Source organism: Massilia sp. 01N417 (assembly GCF_056399645.1).
On sequence record NZ_JBFTRS010000015.1, the window covers coordinates 68,597 to 84,650 of the forward strand.

16 protein-coding genes are annotated in these 16,054 nt (G+C 68.5%); 2 read left to right on the top strand and 14 right to left on the bottom strand.

Annotation, left to right across the window (positions count from 1 at the left end; translation table 11 throughout):
• Position 1 precedes the first annotated feature (1 nt).
• The 10 genes from AC1DOQ_RS16665 to AC1DOQ_RS16710 form a co-directional block, all read right to left on the bottom strand.
• Positions 2-478, bottom strand: a complete 477-nt coding sequence (locus AC1DOQ_RS16665; protein ID WP_477366447.1) for a type II secretion system protein — start codon at positions 476-478, stop codon at positions 2-4.
• Entirely contained in the window at positions 475-2,454 is a 1,980-nt protein-coding gene (locus tag AC1DOQ_RS16670; protein ID WP_477366450.1) for a secretin N-terminal domain-containing protein, read from the bottom strand. Before AC1DOQ_RS16670 ends, AC1DOQ_RS16665 begins: the two co-directional genes overlap by 4 nt.
• Positions 2,454-3,026 carry a hypothetical protein gene (locus tag AC1DOQ_RS16675; protein WP_477366452.1) on the bottom strand — a complete coding sequence of 191 codons (573 nt, stop codon included), beginning with the start codon at positions 3,024-3,026 and terminating at the stop codon, positions 2,454-2,456. The genes AC1DOQ_RS16670 and AC1DOQ_RS16675 overlap by 1 nt, the downstream gene beginning before the upstream one ends.
• Positions 3,023-3,616: a hypothetical protein gene (locus tag AC1DOQ_RS16680; protein WP_477366455.1), complete on the bottom strand. Its 594-nt coding sequence runs from the start codon at positions 3,614-3,616 to the stop codon at positions 3,023-3,025. The genes AC1DOQ_RS16675 and AC1DOQ_RS16680 overlap by 4 nt, the downstream gene beginning before the upstream one ends.
• A complete protein-coding gene (locus AC1DOQ_RS16685; protein WP_477366458.1) occupies positions 3,613-4,170 on the bottom strand; it encodes a PilN domain-containing protein in 558 nt (185 codons plus the stop codon). Before AC1DOQ_RS16685 ends, AC1DOQ_RS16680 begins: the two co-directional genes overlap by 4 nt.
• Positions 4,167-5,000 (bottom strand): hypothetical protein, encoded by an 834-nt coding sequence (locus AC1DOQ_RS16690; RefSeq protein ID WP_477366461.1) that lies wholly within the window; start codon positions 4,998-5,000, stop codon positions 4,167-4,169. Before AC1DOQ_RS16690 ends, AC1DOQ_RS16685 begins: the two co-directional genes overlap by 4 nt.
• Positions 4,993-6,675: a GspE/PulE family protein gene (locus AC1DOQ_RS16695; RefSeq protein ID WP_477366664.1), complete on the bottom strand. Its 1,683-nt coding sequence runs from the start codon at positions 6,673-6,675 to the stop codon at positions 4,993-4,995. Before AC1DOQ_RS16695 ends, AC1DOQ_RS16690 begins: the two co-directional genes overlap by 8 nt.
• A gap of 17 nt (positions 6,676-6,692) precedes the next feature.
• Positions 6,693-7,883, bottom strand: coding sequence for a type II secretion system F family protein (locus tag AC1DOQ_RS16700; protein WP_477366464.1), 1,191 nt, complete (start codon positions 7,881-7,883; stop codon positions 6,693-6,695).
• Between the two features lie 11 nt (positions 7,884-7,894).
• On the bottom strand, positions 7,895-8,347 hold the full coding sequence (gene gspG, locus AC1DOQ_RS16705; protein WP_477366467.1) for a type II secretion system major pseudopilin GspG: 453 nt from the start codon (positions 8,345-8,347) through the stop codon (positions 7,895-7,897).
• Positions 8,348-8,532: 185 nt separating this feature from the next.
• Positions 8,533-8,961, bottom strand: coding sequence for a hypothetical protein (locus AC1DOQ_RS16710; RefSeq protein WP_477366470.1), 429 nt, complete (start codon positions 8,959-8,961; stop codon positions 8,533-8,535).
• 258 nt (positions 8,962-9,219) lie between these two features.
• Here AC1DOQ_RS16710 and AC1DOQ_RS16715 point away from each other — a divergent pair, with 258 nt between their 5' ends.
• A complete protein-coding gene (locus AC1DOQ_RS16715; RefSeq protein ID WP_477366473.1) occupies positions 9,220-9,969 on the top strand; it encodes an NF038120 family PEP-CTERM protein in 750 nt (249 codons plus the stop codon).
• A 349-nt stretch (positions 9,970-10,318) separates the two neighbouring features.
• Positions 10,319-10,609, top strand: coding sequence for a hypothetical protein (locus tag AC1DOQ_RS16720; protein WP_477366476.1), 291 nt, complete (start codon positions 10,319-10,321; stop codon positions 10,607-10,609).
• 18 nt (positions 10,610-10,627) lie between these two features.
• Here AC1DOQ_RS16720 and AC1DOQ_RS16725 read toward each other — a convergent pair whose 3' ends face one another.
• From AC1DOQ_RS16725 to AC1DOQ_RS16740, 4 genes are all read right to left on the bottom strand, one after another.
• Entirely contained in the window at positions 10,628-11,395 is a 768-nt protein-coding gene (locus tag AC1DOQ_RS16725) for a LuxR C-terminal-related transcriptional regulator (protein WP_477366479.1), read from the bottom strand.
• An 8-nt stretch (positions 11,396-11,403) separates the two neighbouring features.
• Positions 11,404-12,120 (bottom strand): winged helix-turn-helix domain-containing protein, encoded by a 717-nt coding sequence (locus AC1DOQ_RS16730; RefSeq protein ID WP_477366482.1) that lies wholly within the window; start codon positions 12,118-12,120, stop codon positions 11,404-11,406.
• A 267-nt stretch (positions 12,121-12,387) separates the two neighbouring features.
• Positions 12,388-12,978: an NF038129 family PEP-CTERM protein gene (locus AC1DOQ_RS16735; RefSeq protein ID WP_477366485.1), complete on the bottom strand. Its 591-nt coding sequence runs from the start codon at positions 12,976-12,978 to the stop codon at positions 12,388-12,390.
• A 25-nt stretch (positions 12,979-13,003) separates the two neighbouring features.
• The gene (locus AC1DOQ_RS16740) at positions 13,004-15,988 is read right to left on the bottom strand and encodes an ExeM/NucH family extracellular endonuclease (RefSeq protein ID WP_477366489.1); all 2,985 of its coding nucleotides are present in this window, start codon (positions 15,986-15,988) and stop codon (positions 13,004-13,006) included.
• Positions 15,989-16,054 lie beyond the last annotated feature (66 nt).

Below are 16,054 nucleotides of genomic sequence, written 5' to 3' on the forward strand. Positions count from 1 at the left end.
CTCACCACCTGCCGTAGGGGATGCCGTTCAGGCCCGCCCGGCCGGACAGCGAATACACATCGAACACGTCGTCGCCCTCCTTCGGCTCTTTGGCCTCGCTGGCATAGCTGCGCTTGCCCCAGGTCTGGGCGTCGTCCAGCGCCGGGTCGGCGGCGAAGGGATCGCGCGGCAGGCGGCGCAGGAAGTAGATCTTCGCCTTCTTCGGACTGCGCTGGTCGACCACACCGTCGGCCAGCAGCTCGAGCTTCGGCGGATAGCCGGTCGCGCCCACGGCCTTGGCGATGCGGCCTTCGTCGCTGGCCTTCTTGTAGGCGTCGATGGCCTGGCGGATCTCGCGCAGGGCCAGGCGCAGGTCCTGCTCGTGGCGGCGCTGCACGGCCATGCTGGCGGCTGGCACCACCATGGTCCCGAGCAGGGCCAGGATGGCGAGCGTGACCAGCAGCTCGATCAGCGTGAAGCCGCGCGCGCGACGCATCATTGGCGGGACGGCACCGGCGTCACGTCCGGCTGGGGCAGCGGCACGGCCTGCACCTCGGGCGTCGGCGGCAGCGCGGTGGCGGGACTCGAGGGCGGCGCGGCCGGCGGCGGACCGCCCATGTTGACGCTGGTGGCCGGCACCATCGCCGCCGGCGCCGCGGCGACCGGCGCCGGCGCGGGCAGCTGCGGACGTCCCGGCAGCGTGGCAGGCAGGCGCGCCGCCTGGTCCGGACGGCGCCGGAAGCTGGCCTCGGTGCCGGCATTGAACTCGGCCGCGCCGGCGGCCGGACGCTGGATGTTGCGCACCAGGTGGGGCGTGATCGACAACACCACCTCGGTCTTGTCCCGGGTGTCCTGGCGGCTGCCGAACAGGCGGCCGACCAGCGGCAGGTCGCCCAGGCCCGGCAGGTGGGTGGCGCTGCTGCGTTCGTCGTTCTTGATCAGGCCCGCCAGCACCTGGTTCTCGCCATCCTTCAGCTGCAGCATGGTGGCGGCCGAGCGCGTGCCGATGCGGTAGGCGGTGGTGCCGGTCTTGGTCTGGATGGTGTCGACCAGGGTGCTGGCCTCGAGCGAGATGCGGATGCCGATCTCGTTGTTCAGGTAGATGGTCGGCTCGACGTTCAGGGTTAGGCCGACGTCCACGTAATTCACCGACTCCGAGGCAAAGCCGCCCACGCCCGAGGAGATGGTGGTGGTAATGGTCGGCAGCTTGTCGCCGATGACGACCTTGGCCTTTTCCTTGTTGCGCACGCGGATGCGCGGCGCGGCCAGGGTGTTGGCGTCGCCGTCGGTCTTCTTGGCGGCGATCGTGGCCGACACGCCGGTCACGCCGATATTGCCGGCATTGAGGCCGCGCACCTGGTCGATGGTGAGCGGGACGTCGTTCAGGTTCTTCAGCGGCGCGAAGGACAGCGCGGTCGGCCAGTCGACGCCGAGATCGAGCAGGCGGTTGCGCTGCACCTCGAGCACCTCGACGTCGAGCACGACCTCGGGCTCCGGCACGTCCTGCAGCTGGACCAGCTGGGTGGCCAGCCTAACCGCTTCCGGGCTGTCGCGCAGGATCACCAGGTTGAGCTTTTCGTCGACCACCACGTCGCGCGACTTGAGGATGGTCTTGAGCGTGTTGGCGATGCTCTTCGCCTCCGCATTCGCCAGGAAGAAGGTCTTGACCGTCATCTCCTGGTATTCCTTCTGCTTGGCCGCGATGTTCGGGTAGATCAGGATGGTGTTGCCGTCCATGACCTGGCGCTCGAGCTGGTTGGTCATCAACAGGTAGTAGACCGCCGATTCGACCGTGCTGTTCTTCAGGAAGATGGAAGCGCGCTGGTCGGTCTTGACGTCCTTGTCGAACAGGAAGTTGAGGCCCGAATGGCGGGCGATGACTTCGAAGATCTGCTTGATCGGGGCATCGCGGAATTCCAGGCTGATCGGCGTCTTGAAGGCCTGGGCCAGGGCCGCCTCGCCCGGCGCCGCCGCGGTCTTTTCGCCGACCTCGGCCAGCAGCAGGCGCGCCGGTTCGTGGCTGGGGCGCTCGCTCAGGATCGCGCCCAGCTTCTGGCGCGCGCTGTCGTAGTCCTTGCGTTCGAAGGCGGCGCGCGCATCCTCAAGCAGCACGGCGTGGCGGCGGTCGGCCTCGACCAGGCGCAGGCCGGCGCGGGCGCGGTCGTTGACCGGATCGATGGCCAGCACGCGCTGGTAATCCTGCAGGGCCAGCTGCACATTGCCGTCGGCGAGTTCGCGGTCGGCCTGGGTCAGCAGGCGGTTGGTGGCGTTGTCGCGCGCACGCAGCCAGGCCGTCTTGTAGGCCGCATTCGCAGGATCGGCGGCCACCGCTTCCTGGTATTTCAGCAGGCCGGCCTCGACCCTGTCCTGGGCCACCAGCGCATTGCCCTCGCGGTAGGCTGCCTGGCCGGCGCAACCGGCCAGCAGGACGGCGACTGCAAGGGGTACCGCCAAGTTACGGGACAGACGCAGCATCAGTCGAACACTCCAATATTGAGCTGCTGAACCTGGTTCAGCGGCAAATAGGTCAGGGTCAGCAAGGGCGGTGCGATGGCGTCGACGCGGTAAGTGCCGTCGATCAGGCTCTTGTCGCGCACGACATAGGTGCGGTCGCCGCGCGTCAGGTAGACCTCCCAGGCGCCGTTGGCCACCGCCTTGCCGATGAAGGTGAAGGGCAGCGGCGGCGCGCTCGGCGGCGGGGGCGGCGGTGCGGGCTGGGGCGGCGGCGGGGGCGGCGTCCAGTCCTGGCGCCCGAACACGCCATGTTCGCCCTGGCGGAATCCGGCCTCGCTGTCGCCGACCAGGGCTTCGCGCGGTATCAGCGCCAGGATGCGCGCTCCACCGGCCTCCGCCGCGGCCGGCGTGGCCGCAGTGGCGGCCCCTCCGGTGGACGCCGCGACCGCGGATGGCGCAAGCGATGCGGCACGCGGCCGCGGCGCCCGCGCCACCGCCTCGGCCACCTCGCTGCCGGGCGCCCTGTCGCCGAAGATGGCCAGCAGCGCGGCGCCCGCCAGGGCCGCGCCCAGCAGCAGGTGGCGCGGCTTCATCGCTCGCCTCCCGGAACGTCCTTCAGGTACAGGGTCAGGCGCAGGCGCGCCTCGACCACCGGGTCGCCGATGCTGTCGCGGCGGAAGCCGATGTCGTCCAGCGAGGCGAACGGGATCGCGCGCAGCGCGTCCAGCGCGAACTGCCAGATGGCGCCATAGCTTCCCTTCACCGGCAGGTTCACCTGGTAGGTGGTGAGGCGCGCATTGCGGTCGTAGGCGCTCTTGTACTCGCCCTGGCTGAGCGACAGGCCGTTCTTCGCCGCCAGCGCGAACAGGGTCTTCACCTGCTGCTCGGCGTAGCGGCGCGGGCCGAGCGCGGCGTAGAAGGCGTCCAGCGTGTCGGGCGGCGGCGCGGCCGGGAGTGCGGGGGCCGGCGCGGCCGCCGGTATCCTTGATGCCAGGCTCGCCGTGCGCGCCGCGGCCGCCTTCAGGGCATCGCGCTCCTCATCGGCCTGCACGACGGCGTGCAGGGTCCAGGCCAGCGCCGCGAGGCAGGCCAGCAGGCCCAGTGCGGCCGCCGCCAGCAGCGGATTGGCGCGCACGGCCAGCCGCAGGCGCAGCATGAGGTGGCCGAACGACGCGGAGGTCATTGCGCCGCCCTCCACTGGGCGTCGAGCTGGAAGCGGATCGGCCGGTTCGGATCCTGCTCGTTGATCTCGTGGCGCGCCAGGACCACGGTGCTGAACCATTCCTGCTTCTGCAACTGCTCGACGTAGGCGATCATGTCGTCGCTGCTCTTCGCCTCGGCCGTGATGCGCACGCTGTGCCTGCGCGCATCCGGCTCCAGCGCCAGCAGGGCGACGCTGGCCGGCGTGCCGGCCTGCACCGCGTCGTGCAGCGCGCGCCACGGCAGGTTCAGCTGCAGCACGGCGGCATTCACCGCGGCCGCCTGGGCGTCGGGCACGGGCGGCCGGGCCACGGCCGGCGGCGCCGTCCGCGCCTGCGCCTGCGCCTGGATGCGCGCCTGCGATTGCGCGCGCAGCAGCTCGATTTCCCACTGGCGCTTGCCGAGTCCCAGGTTGGCGGCAACCAGGCCGAATACGCAACAGGCCAGCACCCACAGCGCGAGCCAGCCCAGGCGCGGCGTGCGGAACACGCTGCGCACCAGGCCCGGCGGCGCGAAATCGATGCGGACCTTCTTCATGGCGCCCTCCCCGTCATGGCCAGGCGCGCGCTGTCCGGCCATAGCGGATCAAGCTCGTCCTCGAACAGGGTGCAGGCGAACTTCAGGCGTCCGGCGCTGCTGGCCCAGCCTTGCGGCGCCGGGCCGCAGACCTGCAGGCGTTCCGGGCGGCCCAGGCCCACGCGCAGCGCCTCGCGCGCGACGTGGCTCTCCAGCCAGTCGCGGTCGGCGCCGTCGGGAATCGGCGCGGTGCGCACCGCGGCCAGCTGCTTGCCGTCGAAGGCCGCCACGCTCAGCACGCCGCCGTGCACCAGGCCGAACCAGGCGCCGGGGCGCAGGCGCGAACGGAACTGGTTCAACGCGGCGACGAATTGCGGCGCCACCTCGACCAGGTGGAGGCGGTGGCCGGCCGCGGCTTGCCGCAGCTGCGCCAGCAAGGCCTGCGGCACGGCGGTGGCCAGGAAGGGCTGGCTGGCGTTCCAGTCGGCGCGGACCGTCCAGCCGGCCAGGCCGGCGCCGAACAGCGCCTGGTAGCGCAGCGCGGCGGCGGCTTCGAGGTCGGCCATCCGCGCCGCGCCGCCCGGGGGCGCCACCTGCCACAGGCGCACCAGTTCGTCGGACAGCACCACGCTCAAGCGCATGCCGGCCACGTCGTGCTCGTCCAGCAGCAGCGGCAGCGCCTCGGCGATGGCATCCAGGCCCGTGTACGCGCCATCCGCGGCCAGGCGCAGCTGGCCGAGCAGCAGCGCGCGCTCATGCTGCCATGCGCTGGTGCGCACCAGCGCCAGGCCGTCGGGCGCGATCCCGAGGCGCAGCGCATGCCCCAGCCAGGGTCTCAGCCATCTACGCATGCAGGGTCACCCGTTTGATCTCTTCGATGGTGGTGGCGCCGCGCCGGACCAGGTCGAGCGCCGCCATGCGCAGGCTGCGGGTGCCGTTGGCGGCGGCCGCGGCCTTGATGCGGCGGATCGGCTGCTTGTCGACGATCAGTTCGCGGATCTCGTCGTTCAGGGTCAGGATCTCGGCGATCGAGCGGCGGCCCTTGTAGCCGGTGCCGCGGCAGTCGCCGCAGCCCTTCCCGCGCATGAACAGGTAGTCGCCCACCTCGTCCGGGTGCAGGTGCGCCGAGGCCAGCTCGGCGTCGTCCGGCTCGTATTGCGTGGCGCAGTGCGGGCAGTTCATGCGGATCAGGCGCTGGGCCCAGATACCGTTCAGGGCCGAGACGAAGGCATAGGGGTCGATGCCCATGTGGGTGAAGCGGCCGAACACGTCGAACACATTGTTGGCGTGGACGGTCGTTAAAACCAGGTGCCCGGTCAGTGCCGACTGCACCGCGATCTCGGCGGTCTCGCGGTCGCGGATCTCGCCGACCATGATCTTGTCCGGGTCGTGGCGCAGGATCGAGCGCAGGCCCTTGGCGAAGGTCAGGCCCTTCTTCTCGTTGACCGGGATCTGCAGGATGCCGGGCAGCTGGTATTCGACCGGGTCCTCGATGGTGATGATCTTTTCGCGCCCGTTGTGGATCTCGGTGAGCGCCGCGTACAGGGTGGTGGTCTTGCCCGAGCCGGTCGGCCCGGTCACCAGCAGCATGCCGTAGGCTTCCTGGGCCAGCATGCGCAGCGTGACCAGCGAGGGCGCGTCGAAGCCCAGCGCCTCCAGGGTCAGCGCGCCGTAGGACTCGATCATGGCGCGCTTGTCGAGGATACGGATGACCGCGTCCTCGCCGTGGATGCTGGGCATGATGGAGACCCGCAGGTCGATCTCGCGCCCGCCGGACTCCACGCGGAAGCTGCCGTCCTGCGGGATGCGGCGCTCGGCGATGTCGAGTTCGGCCAGTACCTTCAGGCGCGAGATGATGTGCTCGGCCAGTTCGATGCCGCCCACCGAGGCCGCATGATCGAGCACGCCGTCGACGCGGTATTTCACGGCCAGCCCGCCGGCCGTGCTCTCCAGGTGGATGTCGGAGGCGCCCGCTTTCAGGGCGTCGTACAGGGTCGAGTTGACCAGCTTGACGGCCGGGCTGGCGCCTTCGGACACCGAGGCGAAGGACAGCACCGCGGCGGTCTTGCCGTCGCGTCGCGCATCTGCGCTGTCGCCGACCAGGGTATCGACCGCGCGCGCCGATTCCTCCTGCTTGCCCAGATAGGCCTGGATGTCGCCGGCCAGCGCCAGGCGCAGATGCAGCGGACGCGCCGCCGTGCAGCCGGCCTGCGCCGCCAGCCAGGTCTGCAGGTCGAGGTCGAAGGGATCGGCGAGCACGCCGGTCAGCTGACCCTCGCCGTCTTTCAGCAGGACGCAGTTGCGCGCCATCGCATGCGCCAGCGGCAGCAGGTCGAAGGCCGGCTGGCGGCCGAACATCTCGGCCGTCTCCATGACCGTCAGGCCGAAGGGTTCGGCCAGCCGGCGCACGATCTGGCGTGCTTCCAGCCCGGACAGGGCCTGCAGCTCCTCGACCAGCGAACGCTGCGACTGGCGGCTCTGGGCACGCGCCCGCGCCAGCAAGGCGGGATCGAACTGGGCGAGCATGTCGACGTTCGAATCAGTCACGACATGTCTCCGGCAAGGTCGAAGATCGGCATGTACAGCAGCACCACGATGGCGCCGACCACCAGGCCGATGGCGGCCATCAGCAGCGGCTCGAAGGTGCGCGTGAAGCGGTCGATCCAGCGCCCGATCTCGCCGTCGTAGAAGGCGGCCGAGCGGGTCAGCATCGGGCCCATGTCGCCGGTGCGCTCGCCCACCCGCAGCATGCGCAGCGAGATCGGCGTGGTGAGGCCGTTGGCTTCGAAGGCGTCGGACAGCGGACGCCCGGATTCGACCGCCGCCTTGGCCGCGCGCAGGCTGGCGCCGATGCCGGGCGAGACCATGCCCTGCACGGTCTCGATCGCGCTGACGATGGTGATGCCGCCCTCGTTGAGCATGCCCAGGGTCAGGTAGAGGCGCGACAGTTCGTAGACACGGGCGCGCTCGCCGATGCCGGGCAAGCTGGCCAGCAGGCGCGCGGCGCCGCCCTGGCGCAGCACGCGGCGGATGCCCAGGGCGGCCAGCAGGATGGCGGCGGCGAAGGACAGCAGCAGGCCGCCGGCGTGGCGGCCGGCGAACTGGCCCCAGTCCAGCATCAGGCGCGACATCCACGGCAGGTTGCGCCCGGCCCCTTGGTACACTTCGGCGAAGCGCGGCACCACATAGGTCATCAGGAAGACCGAGACGCCGCCGCCGACCATCAGCAGGATCGCCGGATAGATCGAGGCGCTGACGATTTTCGAGCGCACGGCGTCGATGCGCTGCTGGTATTCGATATAGCGTTCGAGGGCGCGCGGCAGGTCGCTGGTGCCCTCGGCGGCGCGCACGATGCCGACGTAGAGCGGCGGGAACAGGGCCGGCTGCTCGGCCAGCACGCCGGAGAAGCGTTTGCCCTCGCGCAGGCCGCCCAGCAGGCGTTCCAGTACCGCGCGGGTGGACGGACCGGCTTCCTTTTCGAGCAGGGCTTCGAGGCCCTCGACGATGCCCAGGCCCGCGGTCAGCAGGGCCAGCAGCTCCTCGCTGAACAGCACCAGCGACAGCTTGCCGCCGCGCCGGCGCAGCTGGAAGCCGGCCGCGCGCGCCGGTTCGACCGCGCTGACGTAGAGACCGCGCGCCTCGACCTGGCGGCGCGCGTCGGCTTCATCCGAGGCATCGACCACCACGCTGGCGATGGTCATGTCGGGCGCGAGGGTGCGGACCGCGAACTGCACGGCAGGCGCGCTTATTGCGAGCTGATGTCGGCGGCGTCGCCGGTGCCGCCCGGCTGGCCGTCCTTGCCGAGCGAGACGATCTCGTAGTCGCCCTTGGTGCCTGGCGCACGGTATTGGTAGGGGTGGCCCCAGGGATCGAGCGGCACCCCCTTCTTCAGGTAGGGACCGTTCCATTTGCCGGCGGCGGTGGGCGGCGCCGCCATCAGGGCGTTCAGGCCTTCCTCGGTGGTGGGGTAGCGGCCGACGTCGAGACGATAGGTGTCGAGCGACTTCTCGAAGGCTTCGATCTGGGCGCGTGCCACCGTGACTTCGGATTTGCCGAGCTGGGAGAAATACTTGGGGCCGACATAAGCGGCCAGCAGGCCGATGATGACGATCACCACCAGCAGCTCGAGCAGCGTGAAACCGGCGCTGCGGGCCTTGTCGACGCGAGCGTGTGCGCCCCGGTACAACTCTGAAACCATTCCCACTCCTTTGTGCTTTTGGAAAGCCTAGCCGTGCAAGGCTACCATGCTCCTAGACGCACAGACAATTTCTTTTTTACTATGCAACACATGTTGCGACAATCGAAGGAAAGCTGTCGATCCGTCACCAGCCTGTAACCGGAAAATGCCAGGAATAATGCCCCGCAAAGGGGAGCGCCGGGGAATCAGCGCGCCTGCAGGACCCCGCCGCCGCCCAGCTGGCAGGTGCCGGCACGGCAGACGGCGCCGGGATCCATCATGTACTGGCAGGTCGAGGCCCTGCCGTCCGCCGCATTGGCGGCGCGCCGTTCTTCCTTGTAGCGCTCGCCGAGGGCCTGCAACTCGGCCTGCTGCGTCTTGCCCGAGGACCAGGCCAGGTAGCTCTCCGGCCCGCCGCAGGGACGCGCCCCGAGCGCCAGCGTATGGCATTGCGCATCGGTGGAACAGTCCGGCGTGCCGACCAGGGCGCGGATGCGCGCCAGGGTAGCGCCCGCCTCTCCCGCGGCGGCCGGCGGGGCCTGGGTGCCGCGCGGCGCCTGCCGGGCGTCGGGGGTGGCTGCGCTGCAGGCGGTACAGGCGGCCAGCGCCAGTAATAAGGGGATCAGGGTTCGCATGGACCCATCATGCGCCCCGGCCCGTCGCAGCGTCAAGTGTACCGATGAGCCATCGGCATTCTTCATTCATCAGCAGCCGTTACATGCCGGCTGCTTACTTTATGCAAATATTATTCGGCAAAATACGCAGGCCGCCGTCTGTTCGCTTGTGTGTTATCTCCCACACAAAGTTATCTAGAATGATATATTCTGTAACAATTTCTGGGCAGTCCCGCAAGGCGCGCATCCGCGCATCCTCCAACGAAAAAAGGTGAAGCCATGATCAGGACCACACTTCGCGGCGGTGTACTCAAACGACTCTTCGGCACTGCCGTCCTTGCCATCGCCTCCGCCGGGGCGGCCCAGGCAGCCGTCATCACCTTCGAAGGCCAGAGCGGGCCGGCGCTCAACACGAGAAGCTTGGTGCAGGACGGCTACAAGGTCACCTTCCTCGATCCGGGTGGTGTGGCGCCGCCGAACACGGTCCTGATCGGCCGCTTCATCAACGGCAGCAACCCGGCCAGCTGCGGCGCCAACCTCTGCCCGACCAATGACACGACCACCTACTTCGACCTGCTGACCAGCGGCCTGATCGACATCACGCCGACCGTGTCGGGAGCGACCTTCAGCTTCAGCGGACTCGACGCCAGCTTCATCGCCGCCCTCGGCGAGCAGTACCCGGCCATCCCGGCGGCGCTGCAAGTGATCGGCCTGCGCGCCGACGGGACCACCGTCGACACCATCCAGTTCGACATCCCGGACACCATCGCCTTCCAGCATTTCGACGCGACCGATGCCGTCGGCGGCCTCGAGTTCTCGCAGCAGCAGTTCATCGAACTGGCCATCGTCGGCTTCCGCTGCAATGCGGAATTCCAGTGCGGTGGCCTGGGCGGCGATCCGGCCCAGATCGGCCTGGACAATATTGCCCTGTCCGACCTGCCCAGCAACGAGGTGCCGGAGCCGGCCAGCGCGGCCCTGCTGGCGCTGGGCCTGCTGGGCGTGGGCGCGGGCAACCGCCGCCGCAGCTGATCCCCTTGATGCACCGCCGGCGCGGCTCCCAGCGCGCGCCGGCTTCCCTCGCCTTCCTTCCGCCCTCTTCCACTGTGCCGGAGCGATAACACAGCTTGCCGCGCGTGTGAATTTGTTTATGCAGTTTTTCTAGCTGTCAGTACGCAAACGTCGCACCAGCACGACGTTACTTTGGCGCATTTAAAATTTCCCCAAGTCCACTTTCGGCATCGTCGCCCAACTTCGCTCATTTCCACACAAAAATCTTTCAAAACATCAATATTTGCACTAAATTAACGAAAAAAATATTGAGCCGCGGAAAATTTCCTGCCTACAATAGATCATCTGTTGAACACACCCTCTTCCGCACATGAAACTTCACGCTTTCCGCTCCGCTTCCGCCCTCGTCGTCGCCGCCATCCTCGCCGCCTGCGGTGGTGGCCAGGCCGACCAGCCGACCCAGACCGCCGCCGCCGTGCTGGTGTCCGGACAGTCGGGCACTGCCGCCCAGGTCGCAGCCGCCATGCCGGCGCCGGATTGCGCCGCCGACGGCTGCAAGAGCCCGCGCATCATCGACGCCAACGCCGAAGCCTACCGCTACGATGCGATGCGTCGCGCCGCCCTTGAACAGGCAGCCGGCAACACCAACAGCAGCATCTGATCCGGGTCCGCCGGAGGCTCAGGCTTCCAGCAGGCGTAGTTCGAGGCAGCGCGCCAGCGCGTGCGCGCGATTGCCGACCCCGAGCAGGCGGTAGATCCGCTGCAGGTGGTTCTTGACGGTCAGCGCGCTGATCCCGAGGATCTGCGCCATCTCTTCATTGCTTTTCCCCTCGCGCAGCCAGCCGACGATCTCCGTTTCGCGCGCGCTCAGCGGCCGCGGCGGCAGGCCGGCGGCATGCGCGTCCGGCGCCGGCAGGCGCAGCAGCGCCAGGTGCAGGTGGGCCAGCAGCAACTCCAGGAAATAGGCATGCCGCGGCCCCGGCCGCATCGGCAGGCCGAGCAGCACGAATACGCTCGCCCCGTCCGCCAGCGGCCCGGTGCCGTGCACCAGCACGCTGTCGAAGCCGGCTTCCCGCAATTCCCTTCCGAAACCGGCCAGCGCGCCGCGCCTGTCGTCCGCTTCATGCGCACCGAGGTCGGCCAGCGCCGGCAGCCTGCCGCCCTGCATGCAGTGGCGGGCGATGCGCAGGGCCAGGCCGTCGCGGCAGTCCCCCAGCAGGGCTTCGGCATGGGCCGGCAGCACGGTCGCGTGCAGGCATTCCAGCCGGCGCAGCCCACCCGAAGGCGCGAACTGCAGCGCCACCATCACCTGGTGCGGCAGCAGCGCCTGCAACTGCCCCTGGGTCCAGAGAAAGAACTGGCGCATGCTGGCCACCCGCAGGCCGGATTCGACCGCGCGCAACAGGTATTCCTGCTCCTGCCGGCTGAGGATGACGACCGCGTCCACGCGCGAACTCAGGCGACCTTGGACCAGTCGACGCGCGCGTTCCAGGCCACGAAGCGGTAGCCGGTGCCGCGTACGGTTTCGATGTGCTCCTGGTGGCCGCTGGGCTGCAGGGCATTGCGCAGGCGGCCGACGTGGGTATCGACGGTGCGCTCGTCGAGCACGGCATGGCGGCCCCAGACCTTGTCGAGCAGCTGGGAACGGGTGTGCACGCGCTCCGGATGGTGCATCAGGAAGTTCAGCAGGCGGAATTCGACCGGTCCCAGGGCCAGCTGGCGTGAACCGGCGATCACGCGCTGGGTACCGGGATCGAGGCGCAGGCCGGCCATCTGCACGGTCTCGCTCGACACGTGCGGGATGCGCCGCCGCAGCACCGCCCCCATGCGCGCCAATAGCTCGCGCGGATTGAAGGGTTTGCTCAGGTAGTCGTCGGCGCCCGATTCCAGCGCCAGGATCTTGTCGTGCTCGCCGGTCCGGCCGGACACCATGATGATCGGCAGTTCGCGGGTGCGCGCCTGGGCGCGCAGGCGGCGGATCAGCGCCTCGCCGGATTGTCCGGGCAGGTCCCACTCGAGCAGCAGCATCTCGGGCAGGCTGTCGTCCATCATCACCAGGGCCGACTCGGCGTCGAGGCAGCTGGCGGCATGGTGGCCGGCGCTGCTCAGGTTCAGCTCGAGCAGCCGGCGGATGGCGGGATCGGGGTCGACCACGAGAATGTGTGCTGCCATGGCTCGGTCTACATTGCTGGGTCTGCGGGAACAGGAATGATTTTAATATGCACCAAGCAAGATGGACTGAACAATATGATTTGCCTTGGGGATTGATATCTTTCCCGAATAAATGAACAAAGTGCGCAAAGCCTAGGGGGAAGCGGGCTTCAGCCATCCGGGACAGGCCGGCGCCGACGCCGCAAAAGTGGCGAAAAGGATACATACAAGACACAAAAAACCCGCCTGCCCTCGCGGACAGGCGGGTGAGTGCAGCCGCTGCCCGGATCAGGCGCGGCGGCGGCGCATCAGGCCCAGCAGGCCGAGGCCGGTCATCACCAGGGCCCAGTCGGCCGGTTCGGGCACGTCGGTGTTGCCGCCGCCGGCGCCTTCGGTAATCAGCACGATGTCGCTGCCCTGGATCTGCGGCGCGGCGCCGGCGAACAGGTCGATCTGCAGCAGGGATCCGGTGAGGTAGTCGGTCTGGTCCTGGTTCACGAAGGCGAGGCTGAAGCGGCTGCCGTCATTGCCCTCGTCGCCGAGATCGAGGGTCAGGTCGAAGCCGAGCAGGCCGCCGAAGGTGACGGCTTGCCACAGCGCGCCGTCCGGCGCCCGCAAGGTGAAGCCGTTGGCCGCCGCGGACGCGTCGCCGAACAGCGTGGTGCCGCTGCCGACGCCGGTAAGCTTGCTGATGAAGGCCGAGGTCGGCACCCCGGTACCCGGGCCCGCCAGCGACAGTTCCAGGTAGCCGCTGCCGTCGGCGGAGAAGGACTTGGTGCTCAGGTCCACGTGGTAGGTGATCGGGGTGGCCAGGGCGGCCCCGCAGGCCATGGTCAGTGCCAGCAGCGAGCTGGTCAGGAGCGATTTCAGCGTTGTCATATTGTTGGATCCTTGATTCGGTGTGTTAGAACGAGCCGCTGTACAGCTTCGGCGTGTACGAGATGGTGACCTTGTTCGGGTTGCTGAAGCTCACGCTGACGGTGACCGAGGCCCCCGCGGCGATCGACGCATCGGGCAAGGTCACATACGGCGCGCCATCCCTGGTGCCGCTCTTGTTGTCGAGCGTGACGCCGGCCGGCAGGCCTTGCAGCAGGAACTGCAGGGGACCGTTCAGTGCCGCACCGCTGACATTGGTGAAGGTGACCGTGCCGCTGTACTTGCTGGTGATGCGGTTGACGGTGTAGCCCGACTGCACCGCCTTCACGCTGGCGCTGACGTCGGCCAGTACCGGCGCCAGGTTCAGGCTGACGATCACCGGATCGTGGTCGGAGGCGCGGAAGGCGTTGTTCACGTAGGGGTCGTTGCCGGCCTTGCCTTCCAGGTTGTAGTCGATCGCATCCGGTTCGTCCGCGTTGTTATGCCATTCGGTCACGCCGGCCACCTGCTTGTCCAGCGAGGTGCTGGCCAGCGCGTGGTCGAGGTAGCCGCTCTGGGCGTCGAACACATAGGAATACGGCATGCCGTTCGGACGCACGAAGCGCTCCAGCTCGCTGACCATCCCCTGGCCGTTCAGGTAGACGATCGGGTCTTCCTGGCCGTAGGAGTTGAAGTCGCCCACCGCCAGCACGTCCGGGTCGCCCGACGTTGCCACCACCTGGTTGATGAAGCTGACCAGTTGCTGTGCCTGCTTGAGGCGGGTGGCGTTCCAGCAGCCCTGGCCGTCGCCGCTGTCGCTGTCGCCGGTGCCGGCGCCGCTGCAGCTGCCCTTCGACTTCAGGTGGTTGACGATCAGCGAGAACTTGGCGCCGTTGGCGACCGACTTGAAGGTCTGGGCCATCGGCGGACGGTTGTTGATCGAGGCGTTATCCGACATCGAGGCGCCCACCAGGCTCACCACGGCCGGCTTGTAGATCATCGCCACGCGGATCGCGTCGGTGCCGGTTGCCGGCGGTTGCGGCACGACGGCGTAGACCGGGTAGCCGACCGCCTGGTTGAGCTGGCCGACCAGGTAGTTGACCGCATAGTCGCCGTTGTTCTGGATTTCCATCAGGCCGACCACATCGGCATCCATGCCCTTCAGTTCGTTGACGATCTTGTCGCGCTGGCGCACGAACTCGGCCAGGCTGTCGGCGCCGCGGCAATTGCTCTTGCTGGTCGAACTGCCGATCTTGCAGCCCTGGCCGGTGCGGCCTTCGACATCGGTGCCGTCGGTGAAGGTGGTGAAGAAGTTCAGCACGTTGGCGCTGGCCACCTTGACGTTGCCCGGGGCGACTTCCGGCTTGTCCAGGCGCGCATTGGTGCGGCTGATCTGCGGGGTCTCGGTCGGCTGGATCTTGAACGCGGCGCCGCCGCCGCCGATCGCGCCGAAGTCGAGCACGCCGGTGAGGTCGTTCACGGTGTCGCCGCTGCGCACGGTCTTGTCGTCGGCCAGGTAGGGAATCTGGGGCGGGGTCGTGAAGATGCCGTCGTCGAGGACCACGATGTTCTGGGCATTTTCCCTGGCCAGTGCGATCGCTTCCGGCGTGCCGGGGCGATAGCGGTTGGTGGGGGTCTCGCGGCGGCCGTTCGACAGCACCAGTTCGCCGCGGTCGGACAGGTAGCTGTTGCCGTTCACGGCCAGCGGGCCGACGAAGCGCACCAGCATGCCTTCGTAGTTGGCCAGGTCGGCGTTCGGCAGCTGGATATTGGTCGGGGCGATGGTGTAGCCGCTGCCGGTGACGGTGACCGCGGTGACGCTGGTGAGTTCGGTGTAGGAACGGGTCGCGCCGCTCGGCTTGTATTCGGTCACGGTGCCGGTCACGCGCACCATGTCGCCGACGTTGCCGGCGGTGGTGGCGCCGAACACGTAGATGGCGTCCGAGGTGGTCGGGTCGCCGTCGCCGTTCGGGTCCTGGATGAAGAAGCCGCCGCCGCTGAGCTTCTTGGTGATCACGCCGCTGGTGGTCTGGACGGTATTCGCGTACTTGCTGGTGGCGCCGCTGCCCTGGATCTGCGGGATCGTCAGCTGGCCGGCGACCGAGACGTTGACGGTGCAGCTATTGCTCTGGCTGGCGTTGTTGCTGAAGCTCACCACCACCGGATAGAGGCCGGCCGGTACGTTGGATGCGACCGACAGCTTGACCGAAGCGCTGCCACCGACGGCAGTGGCCGGTGCGAACTCGGTGAGGCTGATGCCGCTCACGGCGCCGCTGGCGATGACGGCGGCGTTGACGATGCTGTCGCTGTCCGATGCGCTCAGGGCGCCGGAGAAAGCGGTGCCGAGGCCGCCGCTGAGGCTGGCCGGGCAGTTGAGGACGATCGGCGCGGCCGGCGGGGTGCCGCCGCCGCTGCACGCGTGCAACGCAGTGCTCGTTCTGCGCGGGCCGACCACCGCACCGGCGCTGAAGTCGGCGCCGTTGTCGTCGGTGTCGGTACAGCCGGCGCCGGCACGCTGGATCGAATTCACGGTGGAGGGTGCCGGCGCAACGCTGGTTTCGAAGCGGTTGGCGGTGCCGAAGCCGACCAGGTCGATCACATCCGCGCCGCCGTCGGCCGTCGTCATCGCGGTGGCGATCCTGGACAGGGCGACCTTGCCGGTGGTTCCCGACAGGTTCAGGCTGCCGGTTTGGTCGACGCTACCGATATCCGTGCCGGTGGCGCCACTCGCGCCGCCGACCAGGAAATACTGGCCCGGCTGCAGAACGTAGGACGGCAGCGCGGTGGCCTGCCAGGTGGTGCCGGTCGCCGACTGGTACTGCACGCTCATGCCCGCGAGGCTGACCGGTTCCGAGCTGCGGTTGAACAACTCGATGAAGTCCCTGTTCCAGGCGGCGCCGGCATTGCCGCCCGCGCCGTAAATCTGGCTGACGACGACGGGGCCGGCGGCAAACGCCGGCGCGGCGAAGCCCGCCAGCAGGGCTGCGAGCACGGTCAGGCGGCCCGGAGAATGGATCGATACGCGATGAGTCATGTGGTTTCCCAAAAGTGAAGTCTCAGGTTGTCAGTGAAACACTTAACAATTCCATATTAAATGCGC